Annotated in this window: 19 protein-coding genes; 12 read left to right on the forward strand and 7 right to left on the reverse strand. The window is 61.1% G+C overall.

The annotated features are described in order from the left end of the window. Nucleotides 1-58 precede the first annotated feature (58 nt). Nucleotides 59-1045, reverse strand: coding sequence for an NAD(P)/FAD-dependent oxidoreductase (locus APH34_RS08430; RefSeq protein WP_054900715.1), 987 nt, complete (start codon nt 1043-1045; stop codon nt 59-61). Nucleotides 1046-1232: 187 nt separating this feature from the next. Here APH34_RS08430 and APH34_RS08435 point away from each other — a divergent pair, with 187 nt between their 5' ends. Together APH34_RS08435 and hemH are read left to right on the forward strand one after the other, a co-directional pair. Continuing rightward, complete coding sequence (locus APH34_RS08435) at nt 1233-2138, forward strand: TIGR01777 family oxidoreductase (protein WP_054900716.1); 906 nt, start codon at nt 1233-1235, stop codon at nt 2136-2138. Nucleotides 2139-2151: 13 nt separating this feature from the next. Beyond that, entirely contained in the window at nt 2152-3165 is a 1014-nt protein-coding gene (gene hemH, locus APH34_RS08440) for a ferrochelatase (RefSeq protein ID WP_054900717.1), read from the forward strand. A gap of 97 nt (nt 3166-3262) precedes the next feature. Here hemH and APH34_RS08445 read toward each other — a convergent pair whose 3' ends face one another. Together APH34_RS08445 and upp are read right to left on the reverse strand one after the other, a co-directional pair. Further along, a complete protein-coding gene (locus tag APH34_RS08445) occupies nt 3263-4537 on the reverse strand; it encodes a uracil-xanthine permease family protein (RefSeq protein ID WP_054900718.1) in 1275 nt (424 codons plus the stop codon). 1 nt (nt 4538) lies between these two features. Beyond that, nucleotides 4539-5177 (reverse strand): uracil phosphoribosyltransferase, encoded by a 639-nt coding sequence (upp, locus tag APH34_RS08450; protein ID WP_054900719.1) that lies wholly within the window; start codon nt 5175-5177, stop codon nt 4539-4541. Nucleotides 5178-5336: 159 nt separating this feature from the next. On the opposite strand from upp, the gene APH34_RS08455 reads away from it, so the two are divergent. From APH34_RS08455 to APH34_RS08470, 4 genes are all read left to right on the forward strand, one after another. Continuing rightward, nucleotides 5337-5894, forward strand: a complete 558-nt coding sequence (locus APH34_RS08455) for a hypoxanthine-guanine phosphoribosyltransferase (protein ID WP_054900720.1) — start codon at nt 5337-5339, stop codon at nt 5892-5894. A 1-nt stretch (nt 5895) separates the two neighbouring features. Continuing rightward, nucleotides 5896-6369, forward strand: a complete 474-nt coding sequence (locus APH34_RS08460) for a WbuC family cupin fold metalloprotein (protein WP_054900721.1) — start codon at nt 5896-5898, stop codon at nt 6367-6369. A gap of 53 nt (nt 6370-6422) precedes the next feature. Then, entirely contained in the window at nt 6423-6893 is a 471-nt protein-coding gene (locus APH34_RS08465) for a hypothetical protein (RefSeq protein ID WP_054900722.1), read from the forward strand. Nucleotides 6894-6961: 68 nt separating this feature from the next. Next, nucleotides 6962-7252: a PA4642 family protein gene (locus tag APH34_RS08470; RefSeq protein ID WP_054900723.1), complete on the forward strand. Its 291-nt coding sequence runs from the start codon at nt 6962-6964 to the stop codon at nt 7250-7252. A gap of 73 nt (nt 7253-7325) precedes the next feature. On the opposite strand, the gene mqo is transcribed toward APH34_RS08470, so the two are convergent. After that, nucleotides 7326-8831 carry a malate dehydrogenase (quinone) gene (mqo, locus tag APH34_RS08475; protein WP_054900724.1) on the reverse strand — a complete coding sequence of 502 codons (1506 nt, stop codon included), beginning with the start codon at nt 8829-8831 and terminating at the stop codon, nt 7326-7328. A 604-nt stretch (nt 8832-9435) separates the two neighbouring features. After that, entirely contained in the window at nt 9436-9669 is a 234-nt protein-coding gene (locus APH34_RS08480) for a hypothetical protein (RefSeq protein ID WP_054900725.1), read from the reverse strand. Between the two features lie 209 nt (nt 9670-9878). On the opposite strand from APH34_RS08480, the gene APH34_RS08485 reads away from it, so the two are divergent. Beyond that, complete coding sequence (locus APH34_RS08485) at nt 9879-10463, forward strand: YajG family lipoprotein (protein ID WP_054900726.1); 585 nt, start codon at nt 9879-9881, stop codon at nt 10461-10463. Between the two features lie 66 nt (nt 10464-10529). Here the strand turns inward: APH34_RS08485 and APH34_RS08490 are convergent, their stop codons facing one another. Then, nucleotides 10530-10736 carry a hypothetical protein gene (locus APH34_RS08490; RefSeq protein ID WP_054900727.1) on the reverse strand — a complete coding sequence of 69 codons (207 nt, stop codon included), beginning with the start codon at nt 10734-10736 and terminating at the stop codon, nt 10530-10532. Between the two features lie 155 nt (nt 10737-10891). Here APH34_RS08490 and APH34_RS08495 point away from each other — a divergent pair, with 155 nt between their 5' ends. Next, nucleotides 10892-11152: a hypothetical protein gene (locus tag APH34_RS08495; protein ID WP_054900728.1), complete on the forward strand. Its 261-nt coding sequence runs from the start codon at nt 10892-10894 to the stop codon at nt 11150-11152. Between the two features lie 30 nt (nt 11153-11182). On the opposite strand, the gene APH34_RS08500 is transcribed toward APH34_RS08495, so the two are convergent. Continuing rightward, a complete protein-coding gene (locus tag APH34_RS08500) occupies nt 11183-12352 on the reverse strand; it encodes a 1-acyl-sn-glycerol-3-phosphate acyltransferase (RefSeq protein WP_054900729.1) in 1170 nt (389 codons plus the stop codon). A 122-nt stretch (nt 12353-12474) separates the two neighbouring features. Here APH34_RS08500 and APH34_RS08505 point away from each other — a divergent pair, with 122 nt between their 5' ends. The 4 genes from APH34_RS08505 (at nt 12475) to APH34_RS08520 (ending at nt 15269) form a co-directional block, all read left to right on the forward strand. Continuing rightward, a complete protein-coding gene (locus tag APH34_RS08505; RefSeq protein WP_054900730.1) occupies nt 12475-12660 on the forward strand; it encodes a CPXCG motif-containing cysteine-rich protein in 186 nt (61 codons plus the stop codon). Then, entirely contained in the window at nt 12661-12921 is a 261-nt protein-coding gene (locus APH34_RS08510) for a putative signal transducing protein (protein ID WP_054900731.1), read from the forward strand. A 14-nt stretch (nt 12922-12935) separates the two neighbouring features. Beyond that, complete coding sequence (locus APH34_RS08515) at nt 12936-13556, forward strand: SOS response-associated peptidase (RefSeq protein WP_054900732.1); 621 nt, start codon at nt 12936-12938, stop codon at nt 13554-13556. Nucleotides 13557-13673: 117 nt separating this feature from the next. Next, the gene (locus APH34_RS08520; RefSeq protein ID WP_054900733.1) at nt 13674-15269 is read left to right on the forward strand and encodes a M60 family metallopeptidase; all 1596 of its coding nucleotides are present in this window, start codon (nt 13674-13676) and stop codon (nt 15267-15269) included. The last annotated feature ends 24 nt before the right edge of the window (nt 15270-15293 follow it).

Genomic DNA, 15293 nt, shown 5'->3' on the forward strand with positions numbered 1-15293 from the left:
TTCCAGCACAGCCAGGCCGTTCTGCAAACCCGTATTTTGCAGGATTTGGCATTACAGCTTATTCGAGGTGCTCCAGAAGCCGCCGTGCCGCCTCCTGGCCGCTGAGCCAGGCGCCCTCTACGCGGCCGGACAGGCACCAGTCGCCACAGGCATACAGGCCTTGGTCGGCATCGGCCAGCGCGCCCCATTCGTGGCTCCCCGCCGGCCGTGCGTACAGCCAGCGGTGCGCCAGGGCGAAGGAGGGGGCTGGCACCACGCAGCCAACCAGCTCGGCGAATTCGCCCCAGAGCTGTTCGATGACTTCTTCCTTGGCCAGGTCGAGGTGTTGTTTGCTCCAGTGGGATGTGGCATGCAGCACCCAGGTGTCGAGATGCTCGTCACGGCCTGGTTTGCTGCGATTGCGCGCCAGCCAGTCGAGTGGGTTGTCCTGCACGAAGCAGCCTTGCATGGGGGTGTCGAGGGGGGACTGGAAGGCCAGGGCAACGGCCCAGGTCGGTTCCATCACCACGCCGGCTGCCACGGCGGCGAGCTTGGGCGTGGCAGCCAGCAAAGGTGTGGCCTGGGGCGCGGGGACGGCAATCACCACGCGGCTGAACGGGCCATGGCTGCAGCCTTCGGTATCTTGCAGGTGCCAGTACTGCTTGCCCCGGAATACTTCAGCGATACGGCAGCCGAAGTTCACCGTCACGTCCTTGAGCAGGCCGCGGGTGATGGCGCTCATGCGCGGCACGCCCACCCAGCGCGTCTGTTCGTCAGGGGAGGGTGTGAGTTCGCCGTCACGGTAGTTGTACAGTTGCGGTTTCCACTGCGCGGCCCAGCCGGCAGCGACCCACTGTTGTACCTGTTCGACGAAACGCCGGTCGCGGGCAGTGAAGTACTGGGCGCCAAGGTCGAGCGCACCGGCCTCGCTGCGCTTGCTGGCCATACGCCCGCCACTGCCGTGGCCTTTGTCGAACAAGTGAACGGATTGCCCGGCCTTCTGCAGGGCCTGGGCGGCGGAAAGGCCGGCGATACCGGCACCGATGATGGCAATAGGTACTGTCATGATGGCCTCTTCAAACCTTGCTGTACGCAGACTACGCTGTCAGGCAAACCTGTACAATGCACAATGTTTGTATAAGGTTATTCCGCTTTAAAGAGCAGGTTGGCCTATGTTTATCCGAGAGCGTTTGGTTAAAAAAGTGCCTTGATCTTAAAAATAGACCATGGCCGCACTCTGCGAGGACACAGCCATGCATATATTGCTGACAGGCGGTACCGGCTTGATCGGCCAGCACTTGTGCCAGTTCTGGCGCGGCCAGGGCCATCGTCTTACCGTGTGGAGCCGGCGCCCCGAACAGGTGCCGCGGCTCTGTGGCACCGGCGTGCGGGGTATTGCACGCCTGGAAGACTTGGCAGCCGATGAGCCCGTGGACGCGGTAATCAACCTGGCCGGTGCGCCCATTGCCGATCGGCCGTGGACGGGGGCGCGACGTAACCTGTTATGGGCCAGCCGCATCACCCTCACCGAGCAGTTGCTGGCCTGGCTGGGCAGCCGCGAGCAGCGCCCTGAGGTGCTGATTTCGGGGTCGGCGGTGGGGTGGTACGGCGACGGTGGTGAACGCGAGCTGACCGAAGCCTCGCCACCGGTGCGGGAAGACTTTGCCAGCCAGTTGTGTATCGCCTGGGAAGAAACTGCCCTGCGTGCACAGAGCCTCGGTATCCGGGTGGTCCTGGTGCGCACCGGGCTGGTGCTGGCCAGCGATGGTGGCTTTTTGTCGCGCCTGCGTCTGCCTTTTAAAATGGGGCTGGGAGGGCCGTTGGGCAATGGACGACAGTGGATGCCCTGGGTCCATATAGAGGACCAGGTCGCCCTGATTGATTTTCTCTTGCAGCGCAAGGACGCCAGCGGTCCTTATAATGCCTGCGCGCCAGAGCCTGTACGCAACCGTGCATTCGCCAAGGCCCTGGGCCGGGCCATGCATCGTCCGGCCTTCATGCCCATGCCCGGGCTGCTGCTCAAGGCCGGGCTCGGTGAGCTTTCCACCTTGCTGCTCGGTGGCCAGCGGGCCCGCCCCGTTCGCTTGCTGGCAGCGGGTTTCACTTTCCGTTTCAACGATCTGCAATCGGCCCTGGACAACCTGTCCAGCCGCCTCTGACATAGGACGCTGCATGACCGATCACGCCTTGCTGTTGGTAAACCTGGGTTCCCCGGCTTCCACCTCGGTGGCCGATGTGCGCCGCTATCTCAACCAGTTCCTGATGGACCCTTACGTGATTGACCTGCCTTGGCCGGTGCGGCGGCTGCTGGTGTCGCTGATTCTGATCAAGCGCCCGGAGCAGTCGGCCCATGCCTACGCCTCGATCTGGTGGGACGAAGGTTCGCCGTTGGTGGTGCTGACCCGGCGCCTGCAAGCCGCGATGGTCGAACACTGGCCCCACGGCCCGGTGGAGGTTGCCATGCGTTATGGCGAGCCGGCGCTGCCGCAGGTGCTGGCGCGCCTGGCCGCCCAGGGCGTACGTAACGTTACCCTGGCACCGCTTTATCCACAGTTCGCCGACAGTACGGTGACAACGGTCGTGACGTTGGCCAAGCAGACCATCGCCGAACAGCAGTTGCCGCTGCAGTTGCGCGTGCTGCAACCGTTCTACGATGACCCGCAGTACATCCAGGCCCTCGCTGCCAGCGCCAGGCCCTACCTGCAGCAGGATTACGATCACCTGCTATTGAGCTTCCATGGCTTGCCGGAGCGGCATCTGAAAAAGCTCGACCCCACGGGCAAGCATGACTTCCAGGCGGCCGATTGCTGCAAGGACGCCAGCGCCGAGATGCGCGCGGTGTGCTACCGCGGGCAGTGCCTGGCCACCGCCAAGGCCTTTGCGACGGCGATGGGCATCCCCGACGGCAAATGGTCGGTGTCATTCCAGTCGCGGCTGGGGCGGGCCAAGTGGATCGAACCTTATACCGAGACGCGTCTGGATGAACTGGCCAAGGCGGGGGTCAAGAAGCTCCTGGTAATGTGCCCGGCATTCGTGGCCGATTGCATCGAGACGCTTGAAGAGATTGGCGACCGCGGCAAGGAGCAGTTCATCGAGGCGGGAGGGGAGGAACTGGTGCTGGTGCCGTGCCTGAACGATCACCCGGAGTGGGTGCGGGTGTTGGCCGGGATGTGTGAACAGGTGTGATGTCCAGGGCTGACCAGCCGGCTTCCACAGTGTCTATGGGAGCCGGCCGGCGGGCGACAGGGCCAGTGCAGCCCTGGCAAAACTGAAGGTCAGGAGATCAAGGCAACTGATCATCCAGCTTCTTGTGTTTCCAGCCATCATTGCCCGGCAGGATCAGGTTCAGGGCGATGGCCACAATGGCGCACAGGGCAATGCCCTTCAGGCCCCAATCGTCTGGCCCGTCACCGCTGCCTACCAAGACCCCGCCGATGCCGAACACCAGGGTGACCGAAACGATCACCAGGTTGCGCGCCTCGCTCAGGTCGATCTTGTGGCGGATCATGGTGTTCATGCCCACTGCCGCGATCGAGCCGAACAGCAGGCAGAGTATGCCGCCCATCACGGGCACCGGGATGCTTTGCAGCAACGCGCCGAACTTGCCGATGAAGGCCAGGGTAATGGCAAAGCCTGCCGCCCAGGTCATGATCTTCGGGTTGTAGTTCTTGGTCAGCATCACCGCGCCAGTGACTTCGGCATAGGTGGTGTTGGGCGGGCCGCCGAACAGGCCGGCGGCGGTGGTCGCCAGGCCGTCACCCAGCAGGGTGCGGTGCAGGCCCGGCTTTTTCAGGTAGTCGCGGCCGGTCACACTGCCTACCGCAATCACCCCGCCGATGTGCTCGATCGCCGGTGCCAGGGCAACCGGCACGATGAACAGGATGGCCTGCCAGTTGAATGCCGGTGCGGTGAAATTGGGCACCTCGAGCCACGGGGCGGCGGCGATCTTGGCGGTGTCGACCACACCAAAGGCAAACGACAGGGCAAAGCCGACCAGCACACCGGCAATGATCGGCACCAGGCGGAAAATGCCTTTGCCGAACACGGCGACAATCAGTGTGGTCAGCAGCGCCGGCATGGAAATCAGCATGGCGGTCTGGTATGGCAGCAGTACGCTGCCGTCGCCGGCTTTGCCCATCGCCATGTTGGCGGCGATCGGCGCCATGGCCAGGCCGATGGAGATGATCACCGGCCCAATCACCACCGGGGGCAGCATGCGGTCGATGAAACCAGTGCCCTTGATCTTCACCATCAGGCCCATGAAGGTGTACACGAAGCCTGCGGCCATCACCCCGCCCATGGTCTCGGCCAGGCCGAACTGGCCCTTGGCGAGAATGATCGGGGTGATGAAGGCAAAGCTCGATGCCAGGAATACGGGCACCTGACGGCCTGTGACCAGCTGGAACAGCAGGGTGCCGATGCCGGCGGTGAACAGGGCGACGTTCGGGTCGAGGCCGGTAATCAGCGGCATCAGCACCAGCGCGCCGAATGCCACGAAGAGCATCTGCGCGCCCGAGACGACCTGGCGCCAGAGCGGGTCGTTGAAGCCGTCCTGCATGTCAGGCGTCCTTCTGCTTGGTGCCGAAAATCTTGTCACCGGCGTCGCCCAGGCCGGGGACGATGTAGCCATGTTCGTTCAGGCGCTGGTCGATCGAGGCGGTGTAGATCTGTACATCCGGGTGGGCTTTTTCCACCACCTCGATACCTTCGGGTGCGGCGACCAGCACCATGGCGCGGATTTCCTTGCAGCCCGCTTTCTTCAGCAGTTCGATGGTGGCTACCATCGAGCCGCCGGTCGCCAGCATCGGGTCGATGATCAGCGCCAGGCGCTGGTTGATGTCCGGCGCGAGCTTTTCCAGGTAGGTGTGGGCTTCGAAAGTTTCCTCGTTGCGCGCGACACCCACGGCGCTGACCTTGGCGCCCGGGATAAGGCTGAGTACACCATCGAGCATGCCGATGCCGGCGCGCAGGATCGGCACCACGGTAATCTTCTTGCCGGCGATTTTTTCAACCTGCACCTTGCCACACCAGCCGTCGATCTCGTAGGTTTCGAGTGGGAGGTCCTTGGTGGCTTCATAGGTCAGGAGCGCGCCGACTTCCTGGGCGAGTTCGCGAAAATTCTTGGTGCTGATGTCGGCACGGCGCATCAGACCGAGCTTGTGGCGGATCAGCGGGTGGCGGATCTCACGAGTGGGCATAGGGGGCTCCGAAAGGCGGGCAAAAAAACCGCGCTAGATTAATCTATTCAGCCTTTGCTGTCGTGTAGTCCTTTTGCACGTTAGTCCATAAATGCTTGATCTGTGACGAGCGGATGCGTACCTTTGCCCGCTTTTCCAAATCGCCCCCCGGAGAGCGCCATGTCCGCCGATCTCGAGCACATCCGTCAAGTCATGCGCGAGGCAGACTGCCTGTACAACGAAGCCGAAGTGGAAGCGGCAATCGCCAAGGTCGGTGAACAGATCTGCAAAGACCTGCACGACAAGAACCCGGTCGTGTTCTGTGTAATGAACGGCGGCCTGATCTTCGCCGGCAAGCTGCTGACTCACCTGCAGTTCCCGCTGGAAGCCTCTTACCTGCATGCCACCCGGTACCGTAACCAGACCAGTGGTGGTGAGCTGTTCTGGAAGGCCAAGCCGGAGGTTTCGTTCATAGACCGCGACGTGCTGGTCGTGGACGATATCCTCGACGAAGGCCATACCCTCAGCGCCATCATCGAGTTCTGCAAGCACGCCGGTGCTCGCTCGGTGCACAGCGCCGTGCTGATCGACAAGGACCACGACCGCAAGGCCAGCCCTGATCTGAAGGCTAGCTATGTTGGCCTGTCCTGCGTCGATCGCTATATCTTTGGCTATGGCATGGACTATAAAGGTTACTGGCGAAACGCTAACGGTATATTCGCAGTAAAGGGGATGTGACATGCGCCAGCCTGCGTTCATCGACCAATCGCTGTTCGCCGGGCTGGTACAGAAAGCGGCCGATGCGCCCCGTGGTCGCTACCACTACAGCTTCCATGAAACCCTGGAGCCCTGCCACCGCCTGGCGGTTGGCATGCAGCCCTGCACCTATGTTGCACCGCATCGGCACCTGAGCGACGACAAGGCCGAGACCCTGTTGGCGCTCAAGGGGCGCTTGGGGATTCTGCTATTCGACGAGCACGGCGAGGTGATCGGCAAGCGTGTGCTGCAGGCCGGCGGAGACTGCATTGGCGTGGACATCCCGCCCAGGGTCTACCACAGCCTGGTCGTGCTGGAAGCCGACAGTATTCTGTTCGACTGCAAGGCGGGCCCCTATACGCCGCTGGGCGAGGGTGAGCATGCCCCTTGGGCACCACGCGAAGGCGAAGACGGGGTGGCGACCTATCACGCGTGGATGATCGCGCAGTTCGAGTGACAACGGCCATGGAGTAGCGTGCTAGAGTGCCCCCTCATGCCAAGGAGCCTCACATGCGTGCGATTGTTCCCCTGCTGCTGGCGGTAAGCCTGCCCCTGGCCGCTGCTCCCCTGCACAGCCAGTTTCTCCCGCCCGATGACCTGTCGTTGCGCCAGGAAGCGCCGACGGCTCAGCAGTTGCTGCAGGTAACCGATTATTCGGTGGTCGTGGGCGCCCAGCGCCAGTCCGACCAGCAACCCATCCCGATTACCGCCTCTTTGCAGATGCGCCTCAAAGGCAAGCCGCTGAGCAAGGGGGCGACCATCAGCCAAGTGCTGCTCACCTTCGACGGTGAAGCCGGCAAAAGCCTGAAAAAACCGGTGTACGACGACAAGACCCGTACACTGAGCCTCAACTACCCGGTGAGCGACTATCGCGTGGTCATGGACCTGCTGCGCAACGAGACGGTATATGTGCAGTTCCTGACGTATGCCAATGGCCATGTCTGGGCCGACCTGCACACCGGTACCGTACGTACGCGTTGAGGCGTGCGGCCTGCGGGGGGTAAACTGCCGGCCTTCGAAATTCCGTGATGGTCCAGTTGGAGCCGGCAATGCGCAAAGACAAGAAGCAGGTGATTGGTGACGAAATCAGCGACGACTACATCAAGTCGTTCCTACAGTTTGAACCGGCCGATGGCGTGACCTCGCCGTCGCTGCACAAGTTGGTCAAGGCCTACCGTGGCTTGCGCATCGACGACTTCGAGCGTTTTATCGGCTTCTTCGTCGAGGCGGGTTACGACCTTGATGGCAAGGACGAGCACGGCAAGACCTTCGTCGAGCAGATTGCAGACCAGCGCAATGCGTCTGAGTACATCGAGATCATCGCGCAAGCCCGCGGCTGATACGTTGGCCTGTGCTGGCCACAGCGCAGGCACAAAAAAACGCCCCGAGGGGCGTTTTTTCGTTTCAGCTGGCTCAGGCGTAATGCTTGGCCGGGCTGTCTTCCACCAGTTCCAGCGCCACGTCGTTGTCGGCGCTGATCTTGTTGTACAAGGCGGCGTCGGTGGCCAGGGTCTTCTCGCGAGCCGGGAAGATCTCCTTGAGCTTGGCAGCCCAGGCACCTTTGGCCTGCTCGGGGAAGCAGCGTTCGATCAACTCGAGCATGATCGACACTGTGACCGAAGCACCCGGCGAAGCGCCGAGCAGCGCGGCCAGGCTGCCGTCCTGGGCCGAAACCAGCTCGGTACCGAACTGCAGGATACCGCCTTTTTTCGGGTCTTTCTTGATGATCTGTACGCGCTGGCCGGCCACTTCCAGGCGCCAATCTTCGGCTTTGGCCTGCGGATAGAAGCGGCGCAACGATTCCAGGCGTTGTTCCATCGACTGCATCACTTCGCTGACCAGGTACTTGGTCAGGTCCATGTTGTCGCGGGCCACGGCCAGCATCGGGCCGATGTTGCCCATGCGTACCGATAGCGGCAGGTCCATGAACGAGCCGTGCTTGAGGAACTTGGTAGTAAAGCCTGCGTATGGGCCGAACAGCAGCGATTTCTTACCGTCCACCACGCGGGTGTCCAAGTGCGGCACCGACATCGGCGGCGCACCGACGGCGGCCTGGCTGTAGACCTTGGCCTGGTGCTGCTTGACGATTTCCGGGTTGTCGCAACGCAGCCACTGGCCGCTTACCGGGAAGCCGCCAAAGCCTTTGCTCTCCGGGATACCGGACAGTTGCAGCAACGGCAGGGCCGCGCCGCCGGCGCCGAGGAACACGAAGCGGGCGTCGACTTCACGGCTGCCGCCGCTGTTGACGTCCTTGATGCTGACCGTCCAGCCGGCACCGTTACGGCGCAAACCGACGACTTTCTTGCTGTACTTGACCTGCGCGTTCGGCGTGTCGCCCAGCAGCTTGAGCAGCTTGTTGGTCAGGGCGCCGAAGTTGACGTCGGTGCCTTTCATCACGCGGGTGGCGGCGATGTGCTGGTCGGCCGGGCGGCCTGGCATCATCAGCGGCATCCAGTCCTTCATCACGGCCTTGTCTTCGGTGTATTCCATCTCGGCGAAGGCGTGGTGCTGCTTGAGCAGCTCGAAGCGCTTCTTGAGGAAGGACACACCCTTGTCACCTTCGACATAGCTCAGGTGCGGGACCGGGTTGATGAAGGCACGGGCCGAGCCGAAGTTGCCTTTCTTGCTCAGGTAGGCCCAGAACTGGCGCGAAACCTCGAACTGGGTGTTGATGTGCACGGCCTTTTTGATGTCGATGCTGCCATCGGCGGCCTGGGGCGTGTAGTTCAGCTCGCACAGCCCGGCATGGCCGGTACCTGCGTTGTTCCAGGGGTTGGAGCTTTCCGCGGCCCCGGAGTCCATCGCCTCGACGACCTCCAGTTTGAGGGTCGGGTCGAGCTCCTTGAGCAGTACGGCCAGGGTGGCACTCATGATGCCCGCGCCTACCAGTACTACATCAACCGATTCGTTCTGCGCCATTTAACGCGTCTCCACAATCTACAGCTACCTAATTGACAGCACAGGACCCCAGGGGTGCCAGGATCGCCATGTCCGACTCTTCGCAGTTCTTGCAACTTCCGCGGACACCGCCAATCAGTCTTCGGGTTCGGGTATTGAACGCTGTTTGCCACAGGTGCGGCAATTCGACTTATGGTCAAGGTGTCGTGCGTGCGCTATGGAGCAGCCTCAGATGCTCATTGGAAATGAGCGTTTAAGCCGCCTGTTCAGGGCTGTTCGGGACACATCTGCCGCTTTTGCACATGCCAGACTGTTCATTTGCTCGCCACACTCTCGTGAAGTTGTGAAAAACCGTTTTTTCACGCTCTTTTGGAGACGTGAACCTCAAAAGGGGACTGCGCGATGGCAACCCACAGGTTCATGCAGTGCGAAGGGCCGGAAAAGCAGGCACGACAGCCGATGCAAGACCTGAGTGGAAGGCTCTCTGTGGGCTGGGCGTTGGAGGTGCCGGGGTCAAACGGCAAATTGCGGGGCCCGATCAGGAGACGTCCTTATAATCGGGGGAAGATTATAACGATGTCGCGGGCAGAAAGGTCGTTATTCGTGCATTTTATTGCGGCGTTTGTCAGGCTGGCACGGTGCATTGCTGCCAGTGATGGCTTGCGCGGGCGCAAATCCGGGCTTCGTCGGGCAGTTCCCGACCCAGCCAGGCAGGCTGGATTTCGCTGACCTGCAGCCAGCCGCCGCCGCTTGGCGCGTGGCTGCACGCTTTGAACGCCAGGCATTTGCCTTCGGCATCCAGGCGGGCGTAGCAGCGGTGGCGCGGGCGTTGAAAGAGCAGGGTCCAGAGCGAGGCCATGGCGGGGAGTCCTGTGCGTTGGGGCTTGGCGTAAGCATATCTGCAGGGCCATGAAACCATTGTGACAACCCTCGCTGGCGGCAACCTTCACGCCGCAGGGAAACAGGCAGCTGCACGGGACGCTTTTTTCTTGCCGTGTGTGGCTTGCCGCTTATCGCCTGCCGCTAGGTATACTGTCGACCTTTGCCGCATTTTCTGGAGAAACGCGCATGTTGCAACGTCTGTTGTTCGGTTTGCTTGCCGTGGCCAGCCTCAGCCTGGTTGGTTGTGCCCACAGCCCGCAACAACTCAGCCCGCAGCCCAAACTCAACGCCCAGCTTGCGCCAGTCGGCCATGGCCAGCCGGTGGTGGTCAAGGTGGTCGACGGCCGGCCTTCGCAGTCCTTGGGCACTCGCGGTGGCATGTACCCTGAAACCAGCACCATCAGTGTCAACGGCAATGACATCGTGCCCAAGTTGCAGGCCCAGGCCGAAGCGGCGGTGCGCCTGCTGGGCTTCACCCCTACGGCTAACGCCTACAATGCGCCACAGCTGACCGTGACCCTGGCCGAGCTGAAGTACCAATCGCCCAAGGACAACCTGTATGTGACCGAGGCCACGATCGGCGCGACCTTCCGTGCCGATGTGTCCAACGCCAACCGCCGCTACAGCGGCCGTTATGGGGCTTCGCTGGACCAGCGCTTTGGCATGGCGCCAAACCAGGAAACCAACACCAAGCTGGTGGGCGATGTGCTGAGCGACGCCCTGACTCGCCTGTTCAAGGACCCGACCATCGGGCAGGTGCTGAGCGAGTAAACGTCTCCCGAGGTAAAAAGAACCCGCCGCCTGCGTGCCAGGCCGCGGGTTCTTGTTTATCTGTCCTCAGGCCGCTTCGATATGGAAATTCAGCACACTCACGCCGGTGAGCACATCCACCTCAGGTAAATGCTCATGCACATGGCCGCCCAAGGCGCAATAAACCAGCCACTGACGGTCCTGGACATTGATCGCAAAGCCATCGATCAATGCCTGTTGCTCGTCGCTCTGGGTGACGAGATAGAGGCGGTCCTGGTTTTCGGCATGCAGCATCAACACGCTCCGGGTCGGGAAAGGGCCGTCAGGGTGGCCTGTTCTGATGACGAGCATGTGACAGATGAAATTTAGTGACACTTTGTCGCCCCGCCCAGGCGCCGGAGTGGGACTTCGGTAGAATGCCGGCCTGTCGTTCCAACCGAGGTTGCGTGATGTCCTTGCAAGTGCTTTGGGGGTTGCTGGCCACCCACCCGACCAAGCTGATCAATCTGCTGGCGCTGCTGATGACCTGCCCGGGCGGGTTGCTGCTGCACAGTGCGCGGCGTCGCGAAGCGATCACCCGCGAGCGCCTGGCGGTGGATGAGGGTGTGGTCGATGCATTCGGCCAGCGAGTGCCGCGTTACTACTACATCCTCGGCTTTTCCTGCCTGGCCATGGCGCTGCTGCTGTCCTGGCTCAGTACCTGGATCTGATCTGCGGGGCTGCCAGGCAACCCCGCCCGGTCAGGCTACCGGTGCTTGCTGCCTGACCTGGTACTGATTGCGCACCGGCGTTGCATACTGCAGCACCAGGTACGGCCGCTGCGCTTCAGGGCAGGCATCCAGGCGGCGCTGCCATTCTTCCCTGGCCTTGGCCAGCTCTTCGGGTGGGAACACCTGCTCTGCGCTCGGCACCTGCAGTGCCTCGTCTTTCTCGCCCCACATGGCATACGCCAGGTAGTGCACCGGGAACAACCGGTAGCCACCCAGAATCTGCCGATCGATCTCCACCGCCAACTGCTTGGTGTCTTCGTAGAACTCAGTCACCGGTGGGGCGAAGTTGATGTGCACGCGGCCCTTGTAGCCGGTGATGCCCTTGGCGATGCTGTTGTCGTCTTCCCCAGGCGCCTTCTTGTAGGTGCCGGTGGTGGCGCGGATGTACAGCTCGCGCGCCTTGGCCTGGTCACAAGGGTCATACTCGTAGCTGATCGAGACGGGGATCAGGTTCAGGCTCTGGATCACCGCGCCGAACGGCTCGTCCTTGCGGCTCATGTGGAACATCTTGAGGATCGCCGAGTCGGTGCGGTCGTCCCCATCCTTGGCGCGGCCTTCGGCCTGGGCAATCCAGATCGAGGTACCATCGTTGCGGATCGAATGGTTGATGTACGCCGAAAGCAACTGGTAGGCGGCCAGCTTCTCGCGACGACCGCTGAGCGATCGGTGGACGATGAAACTCTTGTTCAGGCGCATCATGTCGCTGACGAACGGCTTTTGCAGCAGGTTGTCGCCAATGGCGATACGCGGCGTTGGCAGGCCGGCGTGGTACACCGCATAGTTGACGAAGGCCGGGTCCATGACGATGTCACGGTGGTTGGCCAGGAACAGGTAGGCAGTGCCCGACTTGAGCTGCTCGACACCGGAATAGGTGACGCCGTCGGTGGCTCGCTCGATGGTCTGGTCGACGTAGTACTCGACCTTGTCCTGCAGGGTGGAGACGCCGGTGACGCCGGCGAATTCCTTGCGCAGGCGGCGGGCGATCAGCGGCTTGAGCAGCCAGCCGAAGGCGCCCGCGGCGCGGGGGAAGCGGAAGTGGGTGAGGATATCGAGGAATGCCGGGTCGCTGAGCAGGCGTGCCAGAACGGCAGGGACCTCAGCATCGTCGTACGGTCGGATGGCATCGAATTCGCCCATCATGCTCTCTTGTTGGAAACGGCTAGGGTAATAAGGTAGGGGCAGGCTCCGAAAAACGGCTCGGACGCACACAGGCCCTGTAAACAGACCGGCAATTATACGCATAAGTCACCGCGGAGGCCGCGATGCTGGAAACCGACTTCTATGATTGCCCCTATTGCGGCGAACGGGTGGAAACCACTGTGGATATCTCCGCTGGCGACCAGATCTACACTGAAGACTGTCAGGTGTGTTGCCAGCCTGTGGTGTTTATCCTGCAGGTGCACGGTGACGAATGGATGCTTGAAGTCAGACGCGAGGACGATGCCTGAATGCGGCGGATCTACGAACCGGAAAACCTGATGGAGGCGCAAATGTTGGTCGGCATGCTGGCCAGTGAAGGGATCGAGGTGCATCTGGTGGGCGGTGATCTGGTAGGCGGTGTCGGTGAACTGCCGTTGCAGGGGTTGCTTGGCCTCGCCGTGCCCGATGAGCAGGCCAGTTACGCACGGCAACTGATCGATGCGTACAATGGTGCTCAGCCGCTTGCCGGCGACGAACCGGATAGTTACCCCGGTACCTTGATCTGCTAGGTTTTGAATCGCCCATGTGTGGACGCTACGCCCTGTTTCGCTGGCCCCAGGCCCTTGCCAGCCTGCCGGGCTTCCCTGCCGGCCAGCCGGCGCAATGGAACATATCACCGGGCGCCTCGGTGCTCATCCAGCGCCAGGTTGATGGCCAGATGCAACTGGCCAAGGCCCGCTGGGGGCTGACGCCGGCCTGGCTCACTGACCTTTCCCGCACCCCTGCCCACGCCCGTGCCGAAACGCTGGCCGAGCAACCGATGTTCCGCGAAGCGTTGCGCCAGCGGCGTTGCCTGATGCCGGCCAACGGCTTCTACGAATGGCGCGGCACCGTGCGCAAGCGGCCGTACTGGCTGACGCCGGGGGAAGGCTCGGCGCTGTATTTTGCAGCTGTATGGGAGGCCTATCCTGTGCAAGACCAAGTCTGGTTGAGCTGCGCAGTGGTCACCCAGGCGGCAATGAACCAGCGCCGGCCGCTGATACTCGACGAGGCGGGGCAGGCGGCCTGGCTTGACCCGGATACGCCGGTTACCCGCTTGCACGAGTTGCTGGCCAGCCCGCCGGCAACGGTGCGGGAACGGGCCTTGGCCAATTTCGTCAATGATCCGAAACTGGATGCACCAGAATGTTTGACGCCGTTATGACCCTAGTTGGCATATACATACAACTAATAGTGCCTAGCATTTTTGCCAGTTGACGCTCCATGGAGCTGCCCTTACGGTAAAACTCACGTACCAGGGCAGCTTTTAAAGGGGTGCACGATGAATAATGATTTTATGTCGGATGAGGAAAATTCACGCGCCGCGATTTCCTCCGCGCTCACACATTTTAGAATCTTACCTTTTGCGGAGTCTGATGCCAGGCAGTATGTGCGTTGGTTTCACTATGCCGACTTTCAGCCCACAGGCATATTGATTGAGCCAGGGGGTGTAGTCGATTATCACCTAACATTACCTCCCGAGCTGTCAGTCAAGGCTCAATTCTTGGTCGGTACTCCCGGTTTCAATGCCGGTGGTGTCGATACAGAAGTCCCTCGGATCTACGAAGTAGACAACCCCGACGACTCGGTCACTGATTCTGAAGGCGGAGTATTATGGCTGCGGGTTGTTTCTGATACGCCGGGCGCGGATTCATTGTCTGCTACGTTTAAGGTCTCACGCTTGCATCTTGCTCATCGAATCGCAGTATTCATACAGGGCGAAACGTCCGCTGAGCAGTGGCCTTCGATTCTCTGCGGTGCACAGTTGAAGCGTCCACGAGCGCCAGTGCAGCTTATTGGCGAGAAGGTTGTGATAACCGCCTGGTGGATTACCGCCATGCGATATATGGATCACGATCCCTCGGCAGTGTTGGATGAATACAAAGATATTTTACGCATTGAAAACGAAATGGCCGCGATTGGCGACGGGGCTGAGCAGCATCCGCCAAGCCCGCTGCGAATATTGGTTTCGGAAAAGGAGGGCGGTAGCCCTAATGCCTCTCACTTTCGCATCAGCCTGCCGGATTATGGCAGCTCGTTATTGACCCCGGAGGGTGTGCGCGGCGACTGGGGCGTCTGGCATGAGTTGGGTCACATGCAGCACCAAATTTCATGGAGCGCAAATGCGTTGACTGAGAACTCCGTCAATATATTTTCTCTTGCGGTGCAGCGCGCGCAAAAAAAATACTCAAGGGTGGTGCCTTACGACCGTGAAGCGCATGCCTTTTTAAACAGTTCCGATCCGAATAAAAAGTTTGAAGACAATGACGAGTTTGTCCGCCTCATCATGTGGGAGCAACTACGGGCAGCTTACGGGGACGCGTTCTTTCATCGGCTCCATCGTGAAAGCCGTAGTCATGGCAACCCTGAACCTGGCCAGGGTGATGCTCAATACCGTCATTACTTCATGGTCACCAGCGCATGGGCTGCGCAGCACGATCTCACAACATTCTTCATTCGATGGGGTTGGCATCCAACCACGCGCACACTCGATGCGATCCGAGATTTGAGGCTGCCTATTCCTGAGCCGGACCCCTCCACCCTCCACGTGAAGGCCGAAACGCAGATCGACGCAGTTGAGCCGCATTCAGATGGTATCGAAATAAGGGGAGTTGCGCGCCCCGGGAGCCGCCTTAAAACCACCAATGATCCTGATATGGGTTGGTATGACCCAGAAGGCGGGATTACCTACGCCAGTGCCTCAGGCGATTTTCTAGTGGTCACCCGAAGGCTGGTCGATGGCAACGCAGTGGTCAAATCCTATGACCCACAAACGGGAGAGGCGCTGGGCGAGTCGAACCATGTGCCAGCGAACTTGCAGGGCGCGGCCGCCCAGTTCTCTTGCTGTACGGAACATGCAACCGGTGCCGATCATTGAGTTCCGGTCATAGTCGGTGACTGC

Origin of the sequence: Pseudomonas sp. NBRC 111131, from assembly GCF_001320525.1 — a bacterium.
Classification (GTDB): Bacteria; Pseudomonadota; Gammaproteobacteria; order Pseudomonadales; family Pseudomonadaceae; genus Aquipseudomonas; species Aquipseudomonas ceruminis.

Excerpts from the sequence above, each read along its gene's own strand:
- APH34_RS08430 (WP_054900715.1), bottom strand. The coding sequence starts at position 1,045 with ATGACAGTACCTATTGCCATCATCGGTGCCGGTATCGCCGGCCTTTCC.
- APH34_RS08435 (WP_054900716.1), top strand. The coding sequence starts at position 1,233 with ATGCATATATTGCTGACAGGCGGTACCGGCTTGATCGGCCAGCACTTG.
- hemH (WP_054900717.1), top strand. The coding sequence starts at position 2,152 with ATGACCGATCACGCCTTGCTGTTGGTAAACCTGGGTTCCCCGGCTTCC.
- APH34_RS08445 (WP_054900718.1), bottom strand. The coding sequence starts at position 4,537 with ATGCAGGACGGCTTCAACGACCCGCTCTGGCGCCAGGTCGTCTCGGGC.
- upp (WP_054900719.1), bottom strand. The coding sequence starts at position 5,177 with ATGCCCACTCGTGAGATCCGCCACCCGCTGATCCGCCACAAGCTCGGT.
- APH34_RS08455 (WP_054900720.1), top strand. The coding sequence starts at position 5,337 with ATGTCCGCCGATCTCGAGCACATCCGTCAAGTCATGCGCGAGGCAGAC.
- APH34_RS08460 (WP_054900721.1), top strand. The coding sequence starts at position 5,896 with ATGCGCCAGCCTGCGTTCATCGACCAATCGCTGTTCGCCGGGCTGGTA.
- APH34_RS08465 (WP_054900722.1), top strand. The coding sequence starts at position 6,423 with ATGCGTGCGATTGTTCCCCTGCTGCTGGCGGTAAGCCTGCCCCTGGCC.
- APH34_RS08470 (WP_054900723.1), top strand. The coding sequence starts at position 6,962 with ATGCGCAAAGACAAGAAGCAGGTGATTGGTGACGAAATCAGCGACGAC.
- mqo (WP_054900724.1), bottom strand. The coding sequence starts at position 8,831 with ATGGCGCAGAACGAATCGGTTGATGTAGTACTGGTAGGCGCGGGCATC.
- APH34_RS08480 (WP_054900725.1), bottom strand. The coding sequence starts at position 9,669 with ATGGCCTCGCTCTGGACCCTGCTCTTTCAACGCCCGCGCCACCGCTGC.
- APH34_RS08485 (WP_054900726.1), top strand. The coding sequence starts at position 9,879 with ATGTTGCAACGTCTGTTGTTCGGTTTGCTTGCCGTGGCCAGCCTCAGC.
- APH34_RS08490 (WP_054900727.1), bottom strand. The coding sequence starts at position 10,736 with ATGCTGCATGCCGAAAACCAGGACCGCCTCTATCTCGTCACCCAGAGC.
- APH34_RS08495 (WP_054900728.1), top strand. The coding sequence starts at position 10,892 with ATGTCCTTGCAAGTGCTTTGGGGGTTGCTGGCCACCCACCCGACCAAG.
- APH34_RS08500 (WP_054900729.1), bottom strand. The coding sequence starts at position 12,352 with ATGATGGGCGAATTCGATGCCATCCGACCGTACGACGATGCTGAGGTC.
- APH34_RS08505 (WP_054900730.1), top strand. The coding sequence starts at position 12,475 with ATGCTGGAAACCGACTTCTATGATTGCCCCTATTGCGGCGAACGGGTG.
- APH34_RS08510 (WP_054900731.1), top strand. The coding sequence starts at position 12,661 with ATGCGGCGGATCTACGAACCGGAAAACCTGATGGAGGCGCAAATGTTG.
- APH34_RS08515 (WP_054900732.1), top strand. The coding sequence starts at position 12,936 with ATGTGTGGACGCTACGCCCTGTTTCGCTGGCCCCAGGCCCTTGCCAGC.
- APH34_RS08520 (WP_054900733.1), top strand. The coding sequence starts at position 13,674 with ATGAATAATGATTTTATGTCGGATGAGGAAAATTCACGCGCCGCGATT.